General features: G+C 38.1%; 20 protein-coding genes. All 20 read right to left on the bottom strand.

The features are described from left to right. Positions 1 to 24 precede the first annotated feature (24 nt). Entirely contained in the window at positions 25 to 387 is a 363-nt protein-coding gene (aroH, locus tag MHH95_RS10200; RefSeq protein ID WP_340727444.1) for a chorismate mutase, read from the bottom strand. Continuing rightward, the gene (aroB, locus tag MHH95_RS10195; RefSeq protein WP_340727443.1) at positions 384 to 1,475 is read right to left on the bottom strand and encodes a 3-dehydroquinate synthase; all 1,092 of its coding nucleotides are present in this window, start codon (positions 1,473 to 1,475) and stop codon (positions 384 to 386) included. The genes aroH and aroB overlap by 4 nt, the downstream gene beginning before the upstream one ends. 1 nt (position 1,476) lies before the next feature. After that, positions 1,477 to 2,658, bottom strand: coding sequence for a chorismate synthase (aroC, locus tag MHH95_RS10190; RefSeq protein WP_340727442.1), 1,182 nt, complete (start codon positions 2,656 to 2,658; stop codon positions 1,477 to 1,479). Positions 2,659 to 2,907: 249 nt separating this feature from the next. Then, the gene (locus tag MHH95_RS10185; RefSeq protein ID WP_340727440.1) at positions 2,908 to 3,678 is read right to left on the bottom strand and encodes a CheR family methyltransferase; all 771 of its coding nucleotides are present in this window, start codon (positions 3,676 to 3,678) and stop codon (positions 2,908 to 2,910) included. Between the two features lie 80 nt (positions 3,679 to 3,758). Beyond that, positions 3,759 to 3,989, bottom strand: a complete 231-nt coding sequence (locus MHH95_RS10180; RefSeq protein WP_191698165.1) for a hypothetical protein — start codon at positions 3,987 to 3,989, stop codon at positions 3,759 to 3,761. Positions 3,990 to 4,018: 29 nt separating this feature from the next. Then, entirely contained in the window at positions 4,019 to 4,228 is a 210-nt protein-coding gene (locus tag MHH95_RS10175) for a hypothetical protein (protein WP_340727439.1), read from the bottom strand. 50 nt (positions 4,229 to 4,278) lie between these two features. After that, on the bottom strand, positions 4,279 to 4,494 hold the full coding sequence (locus MHH95_RS10170) for a hypothetical protein (RefSeq protein WP_191698167.1): 216 nt from the start codon (positions 4,492 to 4,494) through the stop codon (positions 4,279 to 4,281). A 158-nt stretch (positions 4,495 to 4,652) separates the two neighbouring features. Next, positions 4,653 to 5,072 (bottom strand): nucleoside-diphosphate kinase, encoded by a 420-nt coding sequence (ndk, locus tag MHH95_RS10165; protein WP_191698168.1) that lies wholly within the window; start codon positions 5,070 to 5,072, stop codon positions 4,653 to 4,655. 113 nt (positions 5,073 to 5,185) lie between these two features. Next, entirely contained in the window at positions 5,186 to 6,160 is a 975-nt protein-coding gene (gene hepT, locus MHH95_RS10160; RefSeq protein WP_340727438.1) for a heptaprenyl diphosphate synthase component II, read from the bottom strand. Positions 6,161 to 6,182: 22 nt separating this feature from the next. Next, complete coding sequence (locus MHH95_RS10155; protein WP_340727437.1) at positions 6,183 to 6,884, bottom strand: demethylmenaquinone methyltransferase; 702 nt, start codon at positions 6,882 to 6,884, stop codon at positions 6,183 to 6,185. A 24-nt stretch (positions 6,885 to 6,908) separates the two neighbouring features. After that, complete coding sequence (locus MHH95_RS10150) at positions 6,909 to 7,655, bottom strand: heptaprenyl diphosphate synthase component 1 (protein ID WP_340727436.1); 747 nt, start codon at positions 7,653 to 7,655, stop codon at positions 6,909 to 6,911. A gap of 79 nt (positions 7,656 to 7,734) precedes the next feature. Beyond that, positions 7,735 to 7,950 (bottom strand): trp RNA-binding attenuation protein MtrB, encoded by a 216-nt coding sequence (gene mtrB, locus MHH95_RS10145; RefSeq protein WP_191698172.1) that lies wholly within the window; start codon positions 7,948 to 7,950, stop codon positions 7,735 to 7,737. 54 nt (positions 7,951 to 8,004) lie between these two features. Beyond that, complete coding sequence (folE, locus tag MHH95_RS10140) at positions 8,005 to 8,574, bottom strand: GTP cyclohydrolase I FolE (protein WP_191698173.1); 570 nt, start codon at positions 8,572 to 8,574, stop codon at positions 8,005 to 8,007. Positions 8,575 to 8,961: 387 nt separating this feature from the next. Beyond that, positions 8,962 to 9,234 (bottom strand): HU family DNA-binding protein, encoded by a 273-nt coding sequence (locus tag MHH95_RS10135; RefSeq protein ID WP_004232618.1) that lies wholly within the window; start codon positions 9,232 to 9,234, stop codon positions 8,962 to 8,964. A 199-nt stretch (positions 9,235 to 9,433) separates the two neighbouring features. After that, complete coding sequence (spoIVA, locus tag MHH95_RS10130; protein WP_340728745.1) at positions 9,434 to 10,900, bottom strand: stage IV sporulation protein A; 1,467 nt, start codon at positions 10,898 to 10,900, stop codon at positions 9,434 to 9,436. A 147-nt stretch (positions 10,901 to 11,047) separates the two neighbouring features. After that, positions 11,048 to 11,770: a hypothetical protein gene (locus MHH95_RS10125; RefSeq protein ID WP_340727435.1), complete on the bottom strand. Its 723-nt coding sequence runs from the start codon at positions 11,768 to 11,770 to the stop codon at positions 11,048 to 11,050. A 19-nt stretch (positions 11,771 to 11,789) separates the two neighbouring features. Further along, entirely contained in the window at positions 11,790 to 12,038 is a 249-nt protein-coding gene (locus MHH95_RS10120) for a DUF2768 domain-containing protein (protein WP_340727434.1), read from the bottom strand. A gap of 173 nt (positions 12,039 to 12,211) precedes the next feature. After that, the gene (locus MHH95_RS10115) at positions 12,212 to 13,225 is read right to left on the bottom strand and encodes an NAD(P)H-dependent glycerol-3-phosphate dehydrogenase (protein ID WP_340727433.1); all 1,014 of its coding nucleotides are present in this window, start codon (positions 13,223 to 13,225) and stop codon (positions 12,212 to 12,214) included. Between the two features lie 114 nt (positions 13,226 to 13,339). Then, positions 13,340 to 14,650, bottom strand: a complete 1,311-nt coding sequence (gene der / locus MHH95_RS10110) for a ribosome biogenesis GTPase Der (protein WP_340727432.1) — start codon at positions 14,648 to 14,650, stop codon at positions 13,340 to 13,342. A gap of 174 nt (positions 14,651 to 14,824) precedes the next feature. After that, positions 14,825 to 15,970 (bottom strand): 30S ribosomal protein S1, encoded by a 1,146-nt coding sequence (rpsA, locus tag MHH95_RS10105; RefSeq protein WP_340727431.1) that lies wholly within the window; start codon positions 15,968 to 15,970, stop codon positions 14,825 to 14,827. Positions 15,971 to 16,024 lie beyond the last annotated feature (54 nt).

Here is a 16,024-nt window from a genome sequence, read left to right as displayed (position 1 = left end):
GTTAACGTCTCCTCTAACTGGCGATTATTTCACTAAATCTGGTCGTAACTTTACCGCATCCTCTAAATAAACATGACGGACTTCATGTTGCGGTATATCTGTATTAACATGCAATAAAACACGTATACATAATGGCAATGCACCAGGTACATCCATCTCGTGCATACACATGATCGGTACAAACTGCCACCCAGGCATTGTGCGTACTGACTTTGCAGGAAAGGCAGAGTGGATATCGGGTGTTGTTGATATTGTAACGGATGCAATATTTTCCGGTTCAATATTGTTTTGCTTAGCAACTTCTTTTACAAGTCTTGCTGTTTCACCCCATACGTATTCAGCTTTATCTTCAGCAATCGTTATTGCCCCACGTATTCCACGAATCATTGTTGCACCTCCGCCAGTAATGCTCTTAATTGTTGGTCAATCTGTTCACATTTTTCAAGTTCAACTTTCTGAACGAATGGATGACCGATTGTATCAAGCAATACGAACTGTAATTGTCCGTAGTCTGCTTTTTTATCTTTTAATAAATACTCAGTTAACTGTTCGAATGTAAAGTCATGAACCGCTTCAAAAGGATAACCGTTTTCTAGGGCAAACTGTAAAAAGCGCTTCGTAAATTGATGGTTTACCTTACCGTATTGTTCACTTAAAAGTAATGTATACAGAAGGCCAATCATGACTGCTTCGCCATGTGCCACCCGACCATAGCCTGCTGCAGCTTCAATTGCGTGCCCATAAGTATGGCCTAAATTTAAAAATTTACGTACAGATTGTTCTGTCTCATCCTGCTCTACAATCGTTGCTTTTACTTGTATGCCGTGCGCTAAATAGTTAACTAACGTCTCTTCTGGAAGTTTCGTTACAAAATCGCCTTCCAAAAGTTCCTCAACCCATTGCGCATCTGAAATTAAAGCATGCTTAATTACTTCTGCCATCCCTGAGCGTACTTCTTTTTCACTCAAACTATGTAAAAACGTAATGTCATAAATGACAGCTTCCGGCTGATAAAATGCACCAATCATATTTTTCCCGAGAGCATGGTTAATGGCTGTCTTCCCTCCAACCGCTGAATCATGCGCCAAAATCGTAGTCGGCACTTGGACAAACGGAATGCCCCGCATATAAGTCGCGGCAACAAATCCTGCCAAATCACCTACTGCACCGCCACCAAAAGCAATTATAAGAGACTTTCGTGTACATTTTTGTTCCAATAAAAATGTTTGTACGGCATTATAGTTTTCAAAGCTTTTGCACGTTTCCCCGGCAGGCATTACATGGAGATGGTACTCATACGGGAAATTAGCTTCAAAATAATGCTGCTGTGAACTCCAAACATTTTCATCTGTCAGCACAACAATTTTATCTACTTTTGCAAATAAGTAGTTAAGTGCTGTCACTGCTTCTTTCAATATGCCTTTCCCAATCGTTACATCATACGAATGAGATGCAGCCCGAACTGGAATCTTCATATTAAAACCCCTTTGTATACTGACGCATTTCATCTAATTGTGCTTTTAGATGTGGCAACTGATCACTATGGAACTGTTCTACAATCGCCTTAGCGATTTCCCAGGCAATAACATGTTCAGCTACAATAGAAGCTGCAGGTACTGCACAGCTGTCAGAGCGCTCTACACTTGCTTTGAAAGGCTCTTTCGTTTCAATATCAACACTTTGCAATGGTTTATATAATGTAGGAATTGGCTTCATTACTCCTCTTACAACAATCGGCATTCCAGTAGACATACCACCTTCAAGACCGCCTAGACGATTTGTTGCACGAGTATAGCCTTTTTCTTCATCCCATAAAATTTCATCGTGTACTTCAGATCCCTTTTTACGTGCCATTTCAAATCCGATTCCAAACTCAACACCTTTAAATGCATTGATGCTTAACATAGCTCCTGCAAGCTTTGAATCCAGTTTACGGTCATAATGTACATAGGAACCGATACCAGCTGGCAACCCTTCTACGATAACTTCAACGACACCACCAATGGAATCACCTGCTTGTTTTGCCTCATCAATCGCTTCCACCATTTTTGCCGAAGCTTCCGGATCTACACAATAGCATGGATCCTGCTCAACAATTGTGCGTATTTCATCTGCTGGTTTGCCTTCCAATAAGTTCTGATCCGCTTTGATACCGACGATTTCAGTTACATGTGCAACAATAGAAATGCCTAGTTCATTTAACAATGCTTTTGCAACAGATCCAACAGCAACGCGAACCGTTGTTTCCCGGGCACTCGAACGTTCTAATACGTTACGTAGATCTCTGTGACCATATTTCATTCCACCTACTAAGTCCGCATGTCCTGGACGTGGACGTGAAATTTGGCGCTTAATTTCAGATGGATCAATATCTTCCGGCAGTTCTTCTGCCCCCATGATTTTCGTCCAATGCTTCCAGTCATCATTCGTTACTACTAATGCAACAGGAGATCCCAACGTTTTTCCGTGACGAACCCCAGATACAATTTCTACAGTGTCTGTTTCAATCTGCATGCGGCGTCCACGACCGTGGCCTCCTTGACGACGTTTTAAATCATAATTGATTTTTTCTGCAGTAATTGGTAATAATGAAGGCAACCCCTCAATAATTGTTGTCAGTTGTGGTCCGTGTGACTCACCTGCTGTTAAATAACGCATTAAACACTTTCTCCCTTCAACTCGCTAAAGTATGTATTTTTCACTATAACATATTTTATACTAAATAACAGTACTGATTCACCTAACTAATATGTCATTTTAGAATATTCTGAACGTTCCAACTAAGAAACGGCACAATTATAAGCAAATAAAACAAAAATACACTTTTCGCTATTTTATACGAAAAGCGCATTAATATGTAGCTTAAAAGTATTTCACAGCAGTCTTCCTATTTTTCAACAAGCTATATTATTTTTTGCGGTAAAAGAATGTATCCTCAACTTCAAAGTCATATCTGGCCGGATTAAAGATTTGCTCGGTTGACCCGACAAATAAAATTCCGCCAGATCGTAATGATTTACTGAAGTTCGAGTAAATTTGATCTTTAGCTTCCTCTGTAAAATAAATCATTACGTTTCTACAAACAATTAAATCAAAATTTGACTCGTAATTATCCTTCAATAAATTATGCTTCTTAAAAGTAACCGTACGTTTAATCTCATCTTTAACTTTATAGAATTGTTCTTCCTGGTTAAAGTACTTAGCTTGTATCGGCTTTGGCACCTCTGCAAGAGAGCGCTCAGGATATAGACCTAATTTTGCTTTTTGGAGTACATTCTCATCCAAGTCCGTTGCCAAAATATTTATTTGGGATAAAGGCAGATGATGGGATAGTACCATTGCTAGGCTATAAGGCTCTTCGCCTGTTGAGCAGGCCGCACTCCATATTTTTAACCGTTTATTCGATTCCAGCAATAACGGGAAAATCTTATTTTGCAATACTTCCCAACGCTTACCATTTCGATAAAACTCTGAAACATTGATTGTCATACGATCCAGAAATTCATTCATCAAATCTCGATCTTTTTCCAGAGCCGAAAGAAAATCAACGAAGTTACCGAAGCCTTTCTTTTCATATAACGATGTTAACCGGCGTTTCATCTGCGCTTCTTTATATAGAGCTAGATCAATGCCCGTCTTGCGCTTAATGCCATTTATAAATTGAACATAATCTGACATTGTCCATCTTTCCCCTCATCTAACGTATGCCTATTATAGCCGAAAATTTCTGAATCTGAAATAGTTTTTACCTATAAAGATTATTCAGTGCGTCTGTCCAGCAAAAGCTGTTTTGACTGTTCAAGCTCAAGCTTCATTTTTTCTGTTTCTGAATCATAGCTTTGTAAACGGATTTGTTCAAGCTGTGTCTCTTTTTCCAGCATCTTTATTTGTAATTTTAAACTCGATCGTTTATGGGCAGTTAATATTGCTGTAAGTGCAATAACGGCTCCAGAGCCAAAAATAATAGAGATAATAAGAATATCTTCCATACGGTTTATACGCTCCCTTGATTAATATTTTACTTGCCTGATTGACTTGTTGAATGTGTATCGAGTAGTAACTGTTTTGTATGTTCCAATTCAAGCTTCATCTTTTCTGTTTCTTTATCATAATTTTCAAGTCTTAGTTTTTCTAACTCGATTTCCTTATCCAAACGTTTTAAATCAATTTTTTTATTTCTAGTATACGTATCTGTTAAAATTCCTACTACAGCAATTATTGTAATCATTATCCAAAACATGAATGTCACCCCTTCTAAAAAAATCGCTCTAATACATACTACTTTTGTTTATGTTCTAATAATAATTGCTTTGAATGTTCTAATTCCAAACGCATCTTTTCTGTTTCTTTATCATAATTTTCAAGACGCAATTTTTCCAGTTCGATTTCTTTCGTTAATTTATTTACATCGATTCGTTTGCTTTCATTGCGCGCATCGGTAATGACTGCAATCGCTCCCACTGCCATTACTGAAATAACGGCTAAAACCCACATAAACATCCCCCTAATTTCAATCAGTATTTTTTATACGTATGTATCCTGAAAATAGTTTCATTATTCCGATTTTATTATACCATTAATAGGTAATATTTTTCGTGCTGAATATAAAAAAAGCTACCACTTTAAAAGTGATAGCTTTTCAAAAATATCAATTATTCAGCTAAGCCTTCTGGGAACCATAAACCGATTTCGCGTTCAGCAGAAGCTAAAGAGTCAGAACCGTGGATTACGTTGTGAGATAAAGTTACAGCGTAGTCACCGCGGATTGTACCAGGAGCTGATTCTTCTGGCTTTGTAGCACCCATCATGATACGAGATAATTGGATAACGTTTTCGCCTTCCCAAACCATACCGAATACTGGACCTGAAGTAATGAAGTCTACTAATTCACCGAAGAAAGGACGCTCAGCGTGCTCTGCATAGTGTTTTTCAGCTAATTCACGAGTTGGTGACATTAATTTTGCTCCGCGCATTACGAAACCGCGACGCTCAAAACGATCTACGATATCACCAATCACTTGACGTTCTACGCCATCTGGTTTAACCATTAAAAATGTTTTTTCGATTGCCATTATAAACACTCCCTAAATTTGAGTAAAAGGTTTTACACCTACCGATAAATATTACCAAAATCCTACTCAAACTGCAACAAATATTAGATTTTGCTATATATTGGCTGTTGTAATCAAGATTTTCGCTTACCCATAAAAAGAGCAATATCACGCAATTTTTTCTTCATCGGATGATCGGGTAATGCTTCTACTTCTTTTAAAGCTTTTTTTAAGTATAGATTGCTGATTTTAGTTGCTTCTTTGATGGCATCCGAATTGCGTACGAGTGCCAGCATATTTTGACGTTCCTGCTCCGATAGTCCCGTTGTTGACACTTTTGCTAAGTATGGGGCAAGTAATGGATTGTCCTTCATTAATAAAATCGGCAATGTAACATTTCCTTGCATTAAATCACTTCCAGCCGGTTTTCCAAGCTGTTTGTCTGTTGCTGTGAAATCTAAAATATCATCTACTATTTGAAAGCTCATCCCTACAAAATATCCGTATCGCTTTAAGTGGCGCACTGTTTTTTCATCAGCACCGCTCACGACCGCACCTAATTCACAGCTTGATTCGATTAACAACGCTGTTTTTCGTTTAATACGGCGGAAATAATCTTTCAAATTTTGATCTAAACGAAACTTATCCTCGATTTGAATGACTTCACCATTTACTAGTTCTACCATTGTTTTAGCTAATATTTGATGCGCTCTCGGATTTTCAATGCTTGTTACGTATTCCAGTGCACGTGCAAATATAAAATTCCCTGTATACATCGCCACACGGTTGTTCCACTGGGCTTTTACCGTTTCCCGCCCGCGACGCATATCTGAATCGTCAATCACATCATCATGTACTAATGAACCCATATGAATTAATTCCAGTGGGACGGCGATATTTTTCATTCGCTCAATATTATAGTCACCAAATTTAGCACTTAGTAACGTAAATACTGGTCGAATTCGTTTACCACCAGCTTGCAGTAAATGAATAGAGGCATCATTCAATAAGTGTGAAGATGAATTCAACGCTTGTTCTAATTCGTTTTCGATGATTTCTATATCTGCTTTGATATCCGCATATAGCATTTTTATTTTCATCTTTTCCACGCGTCAAAACCTACTCCCACTATTATTTCTTTTTAAAACCCATGTGCATAGCTGCTGCCCCACCGCTATATGGTTTATATGTGACATTTTCATATCCGGCTTCACGGAACATTTGCGCTAGCTTTTTCATGCCCGGAAAGTCTTTCGCCGACTCTTGAAGCCATGAATATTCTTTATAGCTTTTTGCAAATAATTTCCCGAACATCGGCATGATATAGTTAAAGTAAAAACGGAAAAGTTGACGATATACCGGAATTTCAGATTGGGATGTTTCAAGACAAACAACCATGCCACCTGGCTTTACGACACGATTCATTTCACGTAATACCTTCATGTAATCAGGTACGTTTCGCAAACCAAAGCCAATCGTTACATAATCGAATGTATTATCTTCAAATGGAAGCTCCATTGCATTTCCATGAATTAACTCTATGTTTTGAATGTTTTCTGTTTTTTGCTTACCGACTTTCAGCATGTTCTCACTAAAGTCCAGCCCTTTTACAATACCTTCATCACCTACTGCCTTTGATAGGGCAATAGTCCAGTCAGCAGTCCCGCAGCAGACGTCCAAGCATGCGGAGCCCTTTTTAACGGCCATACGCTTCATCGTATCTTCACGCCATCCTACATGCATTTGAAAGCTGATAACGGAGTTCATTTTATCGTAGTTTTCTGAAATGTTTTCAAACACTTCATGAACATGTTCTTCTTTCGATTTTGCCATTTTTTCAAAACCTTTCTAAATTCACTACAAAGTGATGTATTGCTCAATGGTATGTTTTAAATCTTCGTGGATATGGCTTTGCTTCACAACTTCTAACACCTGCTGTTTTCGGTTAATCAGTTGTTCATGCAGCCATTCCATTGTTGAGTCAAGAATAGCTGGATTATCAGCCAATGCCAACGCTTTATATAAAAAACCTCGTTTTGCATCCTGTATCAATCCATATTCTTTTTTCAAACGAATAAACGTCAATGTGTTTTCCATAAGTTCAGTATAGGCATTGTAACCGTATACATCATAGTATTGAGAAATCAATGCGCTTTCAATTACCGTTAAACTATGAATCCATTGCTCAACGGAACGGGTTTGTGTCTCGTAAATGCGAATTTGGTGCTCACAGCGATTTACAATTCCTTTAGACAGTTTCTGAATTAATCTAATATTTCCTGACTGTGCAAGAAGTTGATAATAGCGGCCGCTATAATAATCTCCCGACAGGACAATGAGTTGCTGCTCCTTACTTGTAGCATCTACTTCCAATACTCTTTCGTGCTCCAGAAGCGATGCATGTACAATTCCAACAGTTATTGCACTTACTTTATGGTCGTCAGTCATTTCAGCCCCATTTAAAAAAGGCAACTGAATAAAAAACAATTGTTCTTTTTGTAACGTAGGTTGTCCAACATTTTGAAGTAATGCTCTATGATGAACATGCTGTAGAATATTTGATTGTAACGTTTGAACCGATTGTATAATAGATGTTGCACTCATAGAAATTACTCCATTTCAATGTTTTAAAGCATTTAATCAAAATTTTTTATGATATTTATAGCTTGTGCTGTTGTATTCATTATTTTTTACTTTGGATTGTTCCATGGGCAGAATGAATTTTAGCTTTGCCGCGAATTTTCATTGCAGACGTATGCTCAGTAAACTGGGCAATCATTACTTCGCCAGCATCCAACTTTTCAGAGTGGTGAAATTTTGTATCAGTACCACGAGTTAGACCAATTACATGTACACCATCTTCTTCTGCTTCAATAATAATATAATCTGGTTGCGCCATTTAATAATCCCCCACCTGTTAATTTCTTTGTTTATAATACCATATTTGTCCGGTTTATTTCATTTGGATGAAAGTAATCACTTCGTTGCGCTTTGTATCATCTTCTTCATAAATGCCGCGCGCGACAGCTGTCACCGTTTTAGAACCTGGTTTCTTCAATCCGCGCATTGTCATACACATATGCTCCGCCTCAACAACAACATAAACTCCTTTAGGGTTTAACATTTCCATAATAGTATCTGCTACTGTAGAAGTAATACGTTCTTGGAGCTGTGGACGGCGTGCAACAGATTCCAGGCAGCGTCCCAGTTTGCTTAAACCGGCTACTCTACCGTCTTTTGGTATGTATGCTATATGTGCTGTGCCATAGAAAGGAACTAAGTGATGCTCGCACATAGAGTAGAACGGGATATCCTTTACTAATACAAATTCTTCGTGGTCTTCATGAAAAACCGTACTAAAATAATCACGTGGATCTTCATTTAAACCACTGAACATTTCTGCATACATTTTTGAAACACGTTTTGGCGTATCAAGTAATCCTTCACGCTCTACATCTTCCCCTACTGCTTCTAAAATCATTTTTACTGCGTCTTCTATCTTTTTCAAATCGACATTTGCCATGGAAATCAGGTCCTCCTACAAACCAAAACGTTTTTATGTATACGTCTATCTATATTTATTCTCATTAAATGCTATTATTTTCGTTATAAAATACACTCTTGAATCGTAGCACATTAAACGCGTAAGTTCAAAAGAGTTCTACTTTTTTTAGCATAGTTATTCAAAAACAAAAAGAAATGAACCGAAGCACTAAATTCCTAGTTCAATTCAGAAACCAATTCGCTAGTCCGAAGCGATATAACAGGGGTCTATGCGCTTTAGCCGAGACGAATACCAAACTTAGTATACGGTTATTGAAAAGCACGTCACCCTATCAGTTTCCGGGCATCAAAAAAGAGTAGCTCTCAGTTAGACTGAGAGCTACTCTATGTACTTCTAGAGGCTGATTTATTTTACAGCGTCTTTAAGTGCTTTACCTGGTTTAAAAGCAGGTACTTTCGAAGCAGCGATTTCGATTTCCTTACCTGTTTGTGGGTTACGACCTTTACGCGCTGCACGCTCACGAACTTCAAAGTTACCAAAACCGATTAATTGTACTTTGTCACCCTTTGCAAGAGCATCTTGAATTGTATCAAATACAGCTTCAACTGCTTTAGAAGCGTCTTTTTTAGAAAGACCTGCAGCTTCAGCAACAGAGTTAACTAATTCTGTTTTATTCACACCATTCACCTCCTCTCAAAGGGTCATGAATCTAAATCCTGTAAAAAGATTAACATACACAAAACCGCTACGCAACTGAATTCATCCATGTTTCGTTGATATTTTAACTTTTTTTGCAAAGAAAACAGAAATTACAGGACAATTCACCTATAAAAGTGAACGGTCCTGTAATTTTTCAATCATAATTTTATATTGAAATTTAAATAATAAATGTAATTAAACCTCTTTCTCCTTCATTTATTAATCTTTCCAACATTAAACGCATTCTGTTTTTCGCATGAGTCGGGACACCACTCATTTTATAGCGGATACTTTCTGTTAATACTTCATGTAAAGGTGTACCGAATAATTGAGTTTGCCATAATGCCTGGCGATCATATTCAAATGCATGCTTCAAATCCTTCAGCAAATGCTGGCTATGAAACTCTGAGCCGATTAATGGCGAAAACTCCGCTTCCATATCAATACGAATAATATGGTAGGATGGGGCAGTTGCTTTCATTCGTACACCATAAAAATTATTTTGTTCAATCAATTCAGGCTCACTTGGAGTAAATTCGTCCATTGCAGGCAATGTCACACCATAACCATCTTCCTTCGCCTGTTCAATGGCTTCACGGAATCTGCTTTGAGCCGCTTTGGCTTCTGCAGCCTCCTTTATAAACAAGAGCCATTCTTTTTTCGATTCAACTGGTTTATCGAGCCATTCTGCACACGCTTCTTTATAATAGTCATTGTGGATATTGACACGCAACGTTGCAATACCTTGCCCGGCATCAATATTTTCCACTGTACAGCTTTCTATAAAATCAATTTCACGGAGCAATTGACTTGCTGCTTCTACATCACGAATTTTCATCGCATCATCTTGTAATTGTGATGTAGCAAATGATAATGTTTCATTTAAATGATGATGCTCATCCAACACATCCAACCAATCCGGCTTCTCTACTTGAATCTCATTTACATTGAATTCAAATAATGCTTCTTGCAAAATCATCATAACATCGTTTAATTGCATCTGCTGAATAGCAGTCGGGATTACAGGTACATCATATTTTTGAACGAGTGCTTGTTGTAGATTCTGTGTTTCAGCCGAATGTGGGGCTGTACTATTAAGCACAATTACGAACGGCTTTCCGATTTCCGTAAGCTGATCAATAATTTGCTGCTCCGCTTTTTCTACAGCAGACCGTGACATTCCATTTACCGTTCCATCTGTCGTTACGACAATTCCGATATTGGCATGGTCACGAATAACTTTATCTGTCCCAATTTTCGCAGCTTCCTGAAACGCAATTGCTTCATTATGCCATGGTGTTTGCACATATTTTGGTCCTGACTCGTCTTCATAACCCTTTGCTCCTTCAATTACATATCCGACACAATCAACAAATCTTACACGGAAAGGTATTGCACTTTCTCCAAATGCAACAGTTGTACCCTGAGCTGGGACAAACTTCGGCTCTGCCGTCATGATCGTAGGTCCAGGAGAACTTTGGGGAAGCTCATCCATCGCACGCATACGGTCTTCCGCATTTTCAATATTAGGCAATATTACGCCTTCCATGACCTTTTTAACAAACGTCGACTTACCAACACGAACTGGTCCTACTACACCAATATAAAGATCACCATTCGTACGTTCCGCCAGTTGCTGAAAAATATGCTCGCTAATCGTATTGCCTCCTTTATATGCCTTAATCTTCTGTTTCCAGTTAAAGTATTCATTATCAAAACACTATATGTATATTCGTTTTTAAATATGAAAAAAGGTGTACTAAAAGTTTCACCTTTTTGTACACCTTTTCTGTTATTTTTCTTTTTTTGTTGGATCATACCAAATGATTGGTTCATTGTTTTCATCTACTGTGTAAGGAAGTGAATATGCTGGTACTACCGGAAAATTATCGACTAAAATCTCCCGGATGTCGTCACCAGGCTGCGCGACAATATCGTTATCTTTCATATACGTATATAAATCAATCGAATAATCAACGTATAAATCCCCTTCAGCCGATACGACAATTGGTAATTGATTATTCGAATAAGGACTCTGAACTGTCACATTTTCTTTATAGCCAATATTTTCAAAGTTAACTGTATAAACATGCTCGGCCACTTTATCTTTAAACTGGGGATATTTCGTCCCTTTAAATCGAATATTGATTTCACGTAAACGTTCAGGCGTACGTAAATCAACAAGCTTCACAGTTGGGTTTTCTTCCGGATTCCAAATAATATACTGAAAAATTCCACCCTTTTCATATGCATTCCCCGGCGGCGAACCAATATATTTTGGAACAAGTTTTTCAAAGTCAATTAAATATTTAATAAAAATGTCTGTGTCCTGGTCACGCGTTTTAATTGGCAATACCCCTGTATCTTCCCGGTACTCATTAACAGCCCGCTGGACACCCGCAAGCATATCGACATCAGGTCTTAGACTAGATTGATCGAAGTTAGTTGAGGAGCCACACCCTGATAAAAGCAACGTGATGATGGATAATAGCACAAACCATTTTGAAAATTTCATAATATGTATTCCCCCTACCTTAGTTCGGCCATGTTAATATAACAAGTACCATCAATAATGTGCCGATAAAAAACATTACATAGGCAACAAGTTTAAATAAAAACGATAAAAACGTATTATGTATCCATTTACGGACTGCTGTGATAATTAATAATGATGCTAATAATAAGCCAATTGAATAAAACGAAACCCACATAACATCCAATGCATGCATAGTAGCTAAAGGACCACGTGCAGAGTTTAATAGTAGATTTGACATCGGATTCATCAATAGTAGAACGTGTTGCAATGCTAAAACCGCCTTCCTATAAATTTTCACGGATATTCCGCTAATAATTATAGCCTTTTCAGGCAAAAAAAAACAGGAGGCATACAAGTATCCCTCCCTATTTGTGACAAATTATTAAATTTTATAGATTTCTCTATGTTTAAATAAGCTGATTAACTCATTTCATCGATTTCGCTTTTTTTCGTTCGCAGCATTAAAGATTCAACTAATGCTTTTGGTTCCATATCATTAAATAACACATCGTACAGCGCTGATGTAATAGGCATGGAAACTTCGTATTTTTTGGATAACTGATAAGCTGCCTTCGTCGTACGTACGCCTTCTACGACCATCCCCATCTCTTCCAATACCTGATCAAGCTTCATTCCCTTTCCAAGCATATTACCAGCCCGCCAGTTACGTGAATGCACACTCGTACAAGTTACGATTAAGTCGCCCATTCCTGTCAGCCCAGCGAATGTAAAAGGATTCCCACCCATTTTTACACCGAGACGTGTTATTTCCGCTAATCCACGTGTAATAAGAGCCGCTTTTGCATTATCTCCAAAATTAAGACCATCCGTCATCCCAGCTGCAAGTGCAATTACATTTTTTAGCGCCCCGCCTATTTCGACACCAATGACATCATCATTTGTATACACCCGCAAATAGTGGTTCATAAACAGATCTTGCACCTTTTCCGCTGCCTTCAGATTTCTGCAAGCCGCAGTTACCGTTGTTGGATGCTGCAGCACAACTTCCTCAGCATGGGAAGGTCCTGATAGAACGACGATGTCACTAACAGCATCAGATGCCAGGCTTTCTTTCATCAACTCAGAAATTCGCATTAAAGTATCCGGTTCTATTCCTTTTGAAACATGGACAAATAAAGCCTTGTCTGTAATATAGCTTGAAATTTCTCCGCAAACTTCGCGGATTCCCTTTGTTGGTACAGCCATGACGATTGTTGAGCCATGCTTTGCTGCTGTTTCCAAATTAGCAGTTGCCTTTAAATTCTGTGGCAGTACTGTATTAGGTAAATATTTTTTATTCGTATGTTGTTCATTTATTTCGTTCGCCTGATCTTCCCGATGTGACCAAATTAACGTATTATGACCGTTTTCCGCCAAAACGATTGCAAGTGCAGTCCCCCAGGAGCCTGCGCCTAAAACTACTACATTTTCCATTAATAAACCCCCAAATCTACTTAAAGTTTCTTAATATAATTTACTTCAAGCTAAATTCCCTTTATGTACAAAAACGCTAGTTCATTTTCATAAACTAGCGCTCTGTACATTTAATTAGTCACGAGCACGTGTAATAAGACGTATTGGAGTACCTTCGAAATCGAATGTCTCACGAATACGGTTTTCCAAGAAGCGCTCGTATGAGAAGTGCATCATTTCAGGTTCATTTACAAATACAACGAATGTTGGTGGTTTAATCGCCACTTGTGTTGCGTAGTAAATACGTAAACGACGCCCTTTATCTGTTGGTGCTGGATTACGTGCAATGGAATCTTCAATTACTTCATTTAAAATAGATGATTGAATACGCATCGCGTGGTTTTCACTAACACGTTTTATAATAGGTAAAATATTGAGTACGCGTTGTTTCGTTTTTGCCGAAACGAAAACGATTGGTGCATAATCCAAGAACAAGAAATGCTCACGAATTTGTTCTGTGAATAAATTCATCGTTTTCTCGTCTTTTTCAATTGCATCCCATTTGTTTACAACGATAATTACCGCTTTACCAGCTTCATGTGCATAGCCTGCAATTTTTTTATCCTGTTCTTGAATGCCTTCATCTGCATTCAGAACGACTAAAACAACGTCAGAACGTTCAATTGCGCGCAGTGCACGTAGCACAGAATACTTTTCTGTTGTTTCATAGACTTTCCCTTTTTTACGCATACCCGCCGTATCAATAATGACATAATCTTGCCCATCATGTGAGTACGGAGAGTCAATTGCATCACGAGTTGTCCCTTGAATTTCACTTACAATAACACGATCTTGACCTAAAAAGGCATTTACAAGTGAAGATTTCCCAACATTTGGTCGCCCAATTAATGAGAATTTAATCGTATCTTCATCGTATTGCTCTTCATCTGGTTGCGGGAAGTGTTTTGCACATTCGTCTAGTAAATCCCCTAAACCTAAACCGTGTGAACCGGAAATTGGCCAAGGCTCACCGAAACCTAATGAATAGAAGTCATAAATCATATGACGCATATCCGGGTTGTCGATCTTATTAATGGCCAAAACAACCGGTTTTTTTGTTTTATATAAAATTTTTGCTACTTGCTCATCCGCAGCAGTTACACCTTCACGACCATTTGTCATGAAAATAATAACATCCGCCTCATCAATAGCGATTTCTGCTTGCTGGCGGATTTGCTCTAAAAATGGCTCGTCCCCAATTTCAATACCACCAGTGTCGATAATATTAAATTCATGTGCTAACCAATCAGCCGAACTATAAATACGGTCACGTGTTACACCTGGAATATCTTCCACGATCGATACACGTTCTCCGACAATTCGGTTAAAAATTGTCGATTTACCTACGTTCGGACGTCCTACGATGGCGATTACTGGTTTTGTCATCTGTACTTCATCCTTCCAAACTCTTGTCTTTCCGTATTATACACGAATTTGACTATTATATCATTTTTTCACAACATTCTAAACGGTTTTAAATATATATCCATATCAAAAAGCTACTCTCATAAGCATTGGACTTACGAGAGTAGCTTAAATTCGTGTAATAATATTGTAGTGTTAGTCTTTTTTGAAGCCCTTCAGCTGGTCACCGATAACGTCGCTGAAAGAGAATCCTTTATTTTCTTCAGGAAGCTCATAATCGAAATCCTCTTCTGCATCTGAATCTTCCTGTAATGCTTTAATGCTTAATGCAAGACGTTTTTCAGCTGCATTCACTTCCAGCACCTTAACTTCCACTTCTTGTCCATCTTTCAATGCCTCATGTGGTGTATTAATATGCTTATGTGAAATTTGGGAGATGTGAACTAGACCTTCAACTCCCGGGAATACTTCAACAAACGCACCAAATGTAACAAGACGTTTAACAGTACCCGTTAATACAGTGCCCTTTGCAGCCTTTTCCGTAATGTTTGTCCACGGACCAGGTAATGTATCCTTAATTGATAGCGATACACGCTCATTTTCAATATCAACTGACAGGACTTTTACTGTTACGGCTTGTCCTTCTTGTAAAACGGTAGAAATATCTTCTACATGCTCATGAGCCACTTGCGAAATATGAACTAACCCATCAATGCCGCCTAAATCAATAAAAGCACCGAATTTTGCCAAACGTTGAACCGTACCTTCCAATACATCGCCTTGATTGATGTTTTGAATAACCTGTTGCTTTTTCGAAGCCTTTTCTTCATCAAGTACTGCACGATGAGATAAAATAAGTCGACCTTTGTCTTTATCTAATTCTGTAATTTTTAATCGTAAAGTCTTTCCTTTATAGTCTTCAAAATCTTCTACAAAGTAATCCTCTACTAGTGATGCGGGAACGAAACCACGAACGCCTAAATCTACGACAAGTCCGCCTTTTACAACATCTTTAATTTCCGTTTCGAAAATTTCACCGGATTCGAATTTTTCTTTTAGCTTATCCCATGCTTGAAGTGCATCGACTTTTCGCTTTGATAAAACAAAATTTTCTTCCTCAACTTTTGTAATGATTAGCTCAAGCTGATCTCCAACTGAAACTATATCGGAAGCTTTTTCAATGTGTAAGCTTGAAAGTTCGCTAATAGGTATAATTCCATCAAAAGGTGCCCCCTCGATAGAAACTGTCACTGACTTCTCTTCAACTTGTACAGCGACACCTTTCACAATATCTCCTTCTTGAAATTTTTGGTTTAACCCTAAATTCATTTCCTCAGACATATGTAGCCCTCCTTCGCATTATCCACCTTTATTTTATTCCAAATGATCGACAAA

It is taken from the genome of Solibacillus sp. FSL K6-4121 (genome assembly GCF_038002585.1).
Classification (GTDB): domain Bacteria; phylum Bacillota; class Bacilli; order Bacillales_A; family Planococcaceae; genus Solibacillus; species Solibacillus faecavium.
Note: the sequence above shows the minus strand (reverse complement) of the source record. Positions and strands in the feature narration are given on the sequence as shown.

What these genes read in the sequence shown, in the direction of transcription:
- aroH (WP_340727444.1), bottom strand. Translation starts at nt 387, where the DNA reads ATGATTCGTGGAATACGTGGGGCAATAACGATTGCTGAAGATAAAGCT.
- aroB (WP_340727443.1), bottom strand. Translation starts at nt 1,475, where the DNA reads ATGAAGATTCCAGTTCGGGCTGCATCTCATTCGTATGATGTAACGATT.
- aroC (WP_340727442.1), bottom strand. Translation starts at nt 2,658, where the DNA reads ATGCGTTATTTAACAGCAGGTGAGTCACACGGACCACAACTGACAACA.
- MHH95_RS10185 (WP_340727440.1), bottom strand. Translation starts at nt 3,678, where the DNA reads ATGTCAGATTATGTTCAATTTATAAATGGCATTAAGCGCAAGACGGGC.
- MHH95_RS10180 (WP_191698165.1), bottom strand. Translation starts at nt 3,989, where the DNA reads ATGGAAGATATTCTTATTATCTCTATTATTTTTGGCTCTGGAGCCGTT.
- MHH95_RS10175 (WP_340727439.1), bottom strand. Translation starts at nt 4,228, where the DNA reads ATGATTACAATAATTGCTGTAGTAGGAATTTTAACAGATACGTATACT.
- MHH95_RS10170 (WP_191698167.1), bottom strand. Translation starts at nt 4,494, where the DNA reads ATGTGGGTTTTAGCCGTTATTTCAGTAATGGCAGTGGGAGCGATTGCA.
- ndk (WP_191698168.1), bottom strand. Translation starts at nt 5,072, where the DNA reads ATGGCAATCGAAAAAACATTTTTAATGGTTAAACCAGATGGCGTAGAA.
- MHH95_RS10155 (WP_340727437.1), bottom strand. Translation starts at nt 6,884, where the DNA reads ATGGCAAAATCGAAAGAAGAACATGTTCATGAAGTGTTTGAAAACATT.
- MHH95_RS10150 (WP_340727436.1), bottom strand. Translation starts at nt 7,655, where the DNA reads ATGAGTGCAACATCTATTATACAATCGGTTCAAACGTTACAATCAAAT.
- mtrB (WP_191698172.1), bottom strand. Translation starts at nt 7,950, where the DNA reads ATGGCGCAACCAGATTATATTATTATTGAAGCAGAAGAAGATGGTGTA.
- folE (WP_191698173.1), bottom strand. Translation starts at nt 8,574, where the DNA reads ATGGCAAATGTCGATTTGAAAAAGATAGAAGACGCAGTAAAAATGATT.
- MHH95_RS10125 (WP_340727435.1), bottom strand. Translation starts at nt 11,770, where the DNA reads ATGAAATTTTCAAAATGGTTTGTGCTATTATCCATCATCACGTTGCTT.
- MHH95_RS10120 (WP_340727434.1), bottom strand. Translation starts at nt 12,038, where the DNA reads ATGAATCCGATGTCAAATCTACTATTAAACTCTGCACGTGGTCCTTTA.
- MHH95_RS10115 (WP_340727433.1), bottom strand. Translation starts at nt 13,225, where the DNA reads ATGGAAAATGTAGTAGTTTTAGGCGCAGGCTCCTGGGGGACTGCACTT.
- der (WP_340727432.1), bottom strand. Translation starts at nt 14,650, where the DNA reads ATGACAAAACCAGTAATCGCCATCGTAGGACGTCCGAACGTAGGTAAA.
- rpsA (WP_340727431.1), bottom strand. Translation starts at nt 15,970, where the DNA reads ATGTCTGAGGAAATGAATTTAGGGTTAAACCAAAAATTTCAAGAAGGA.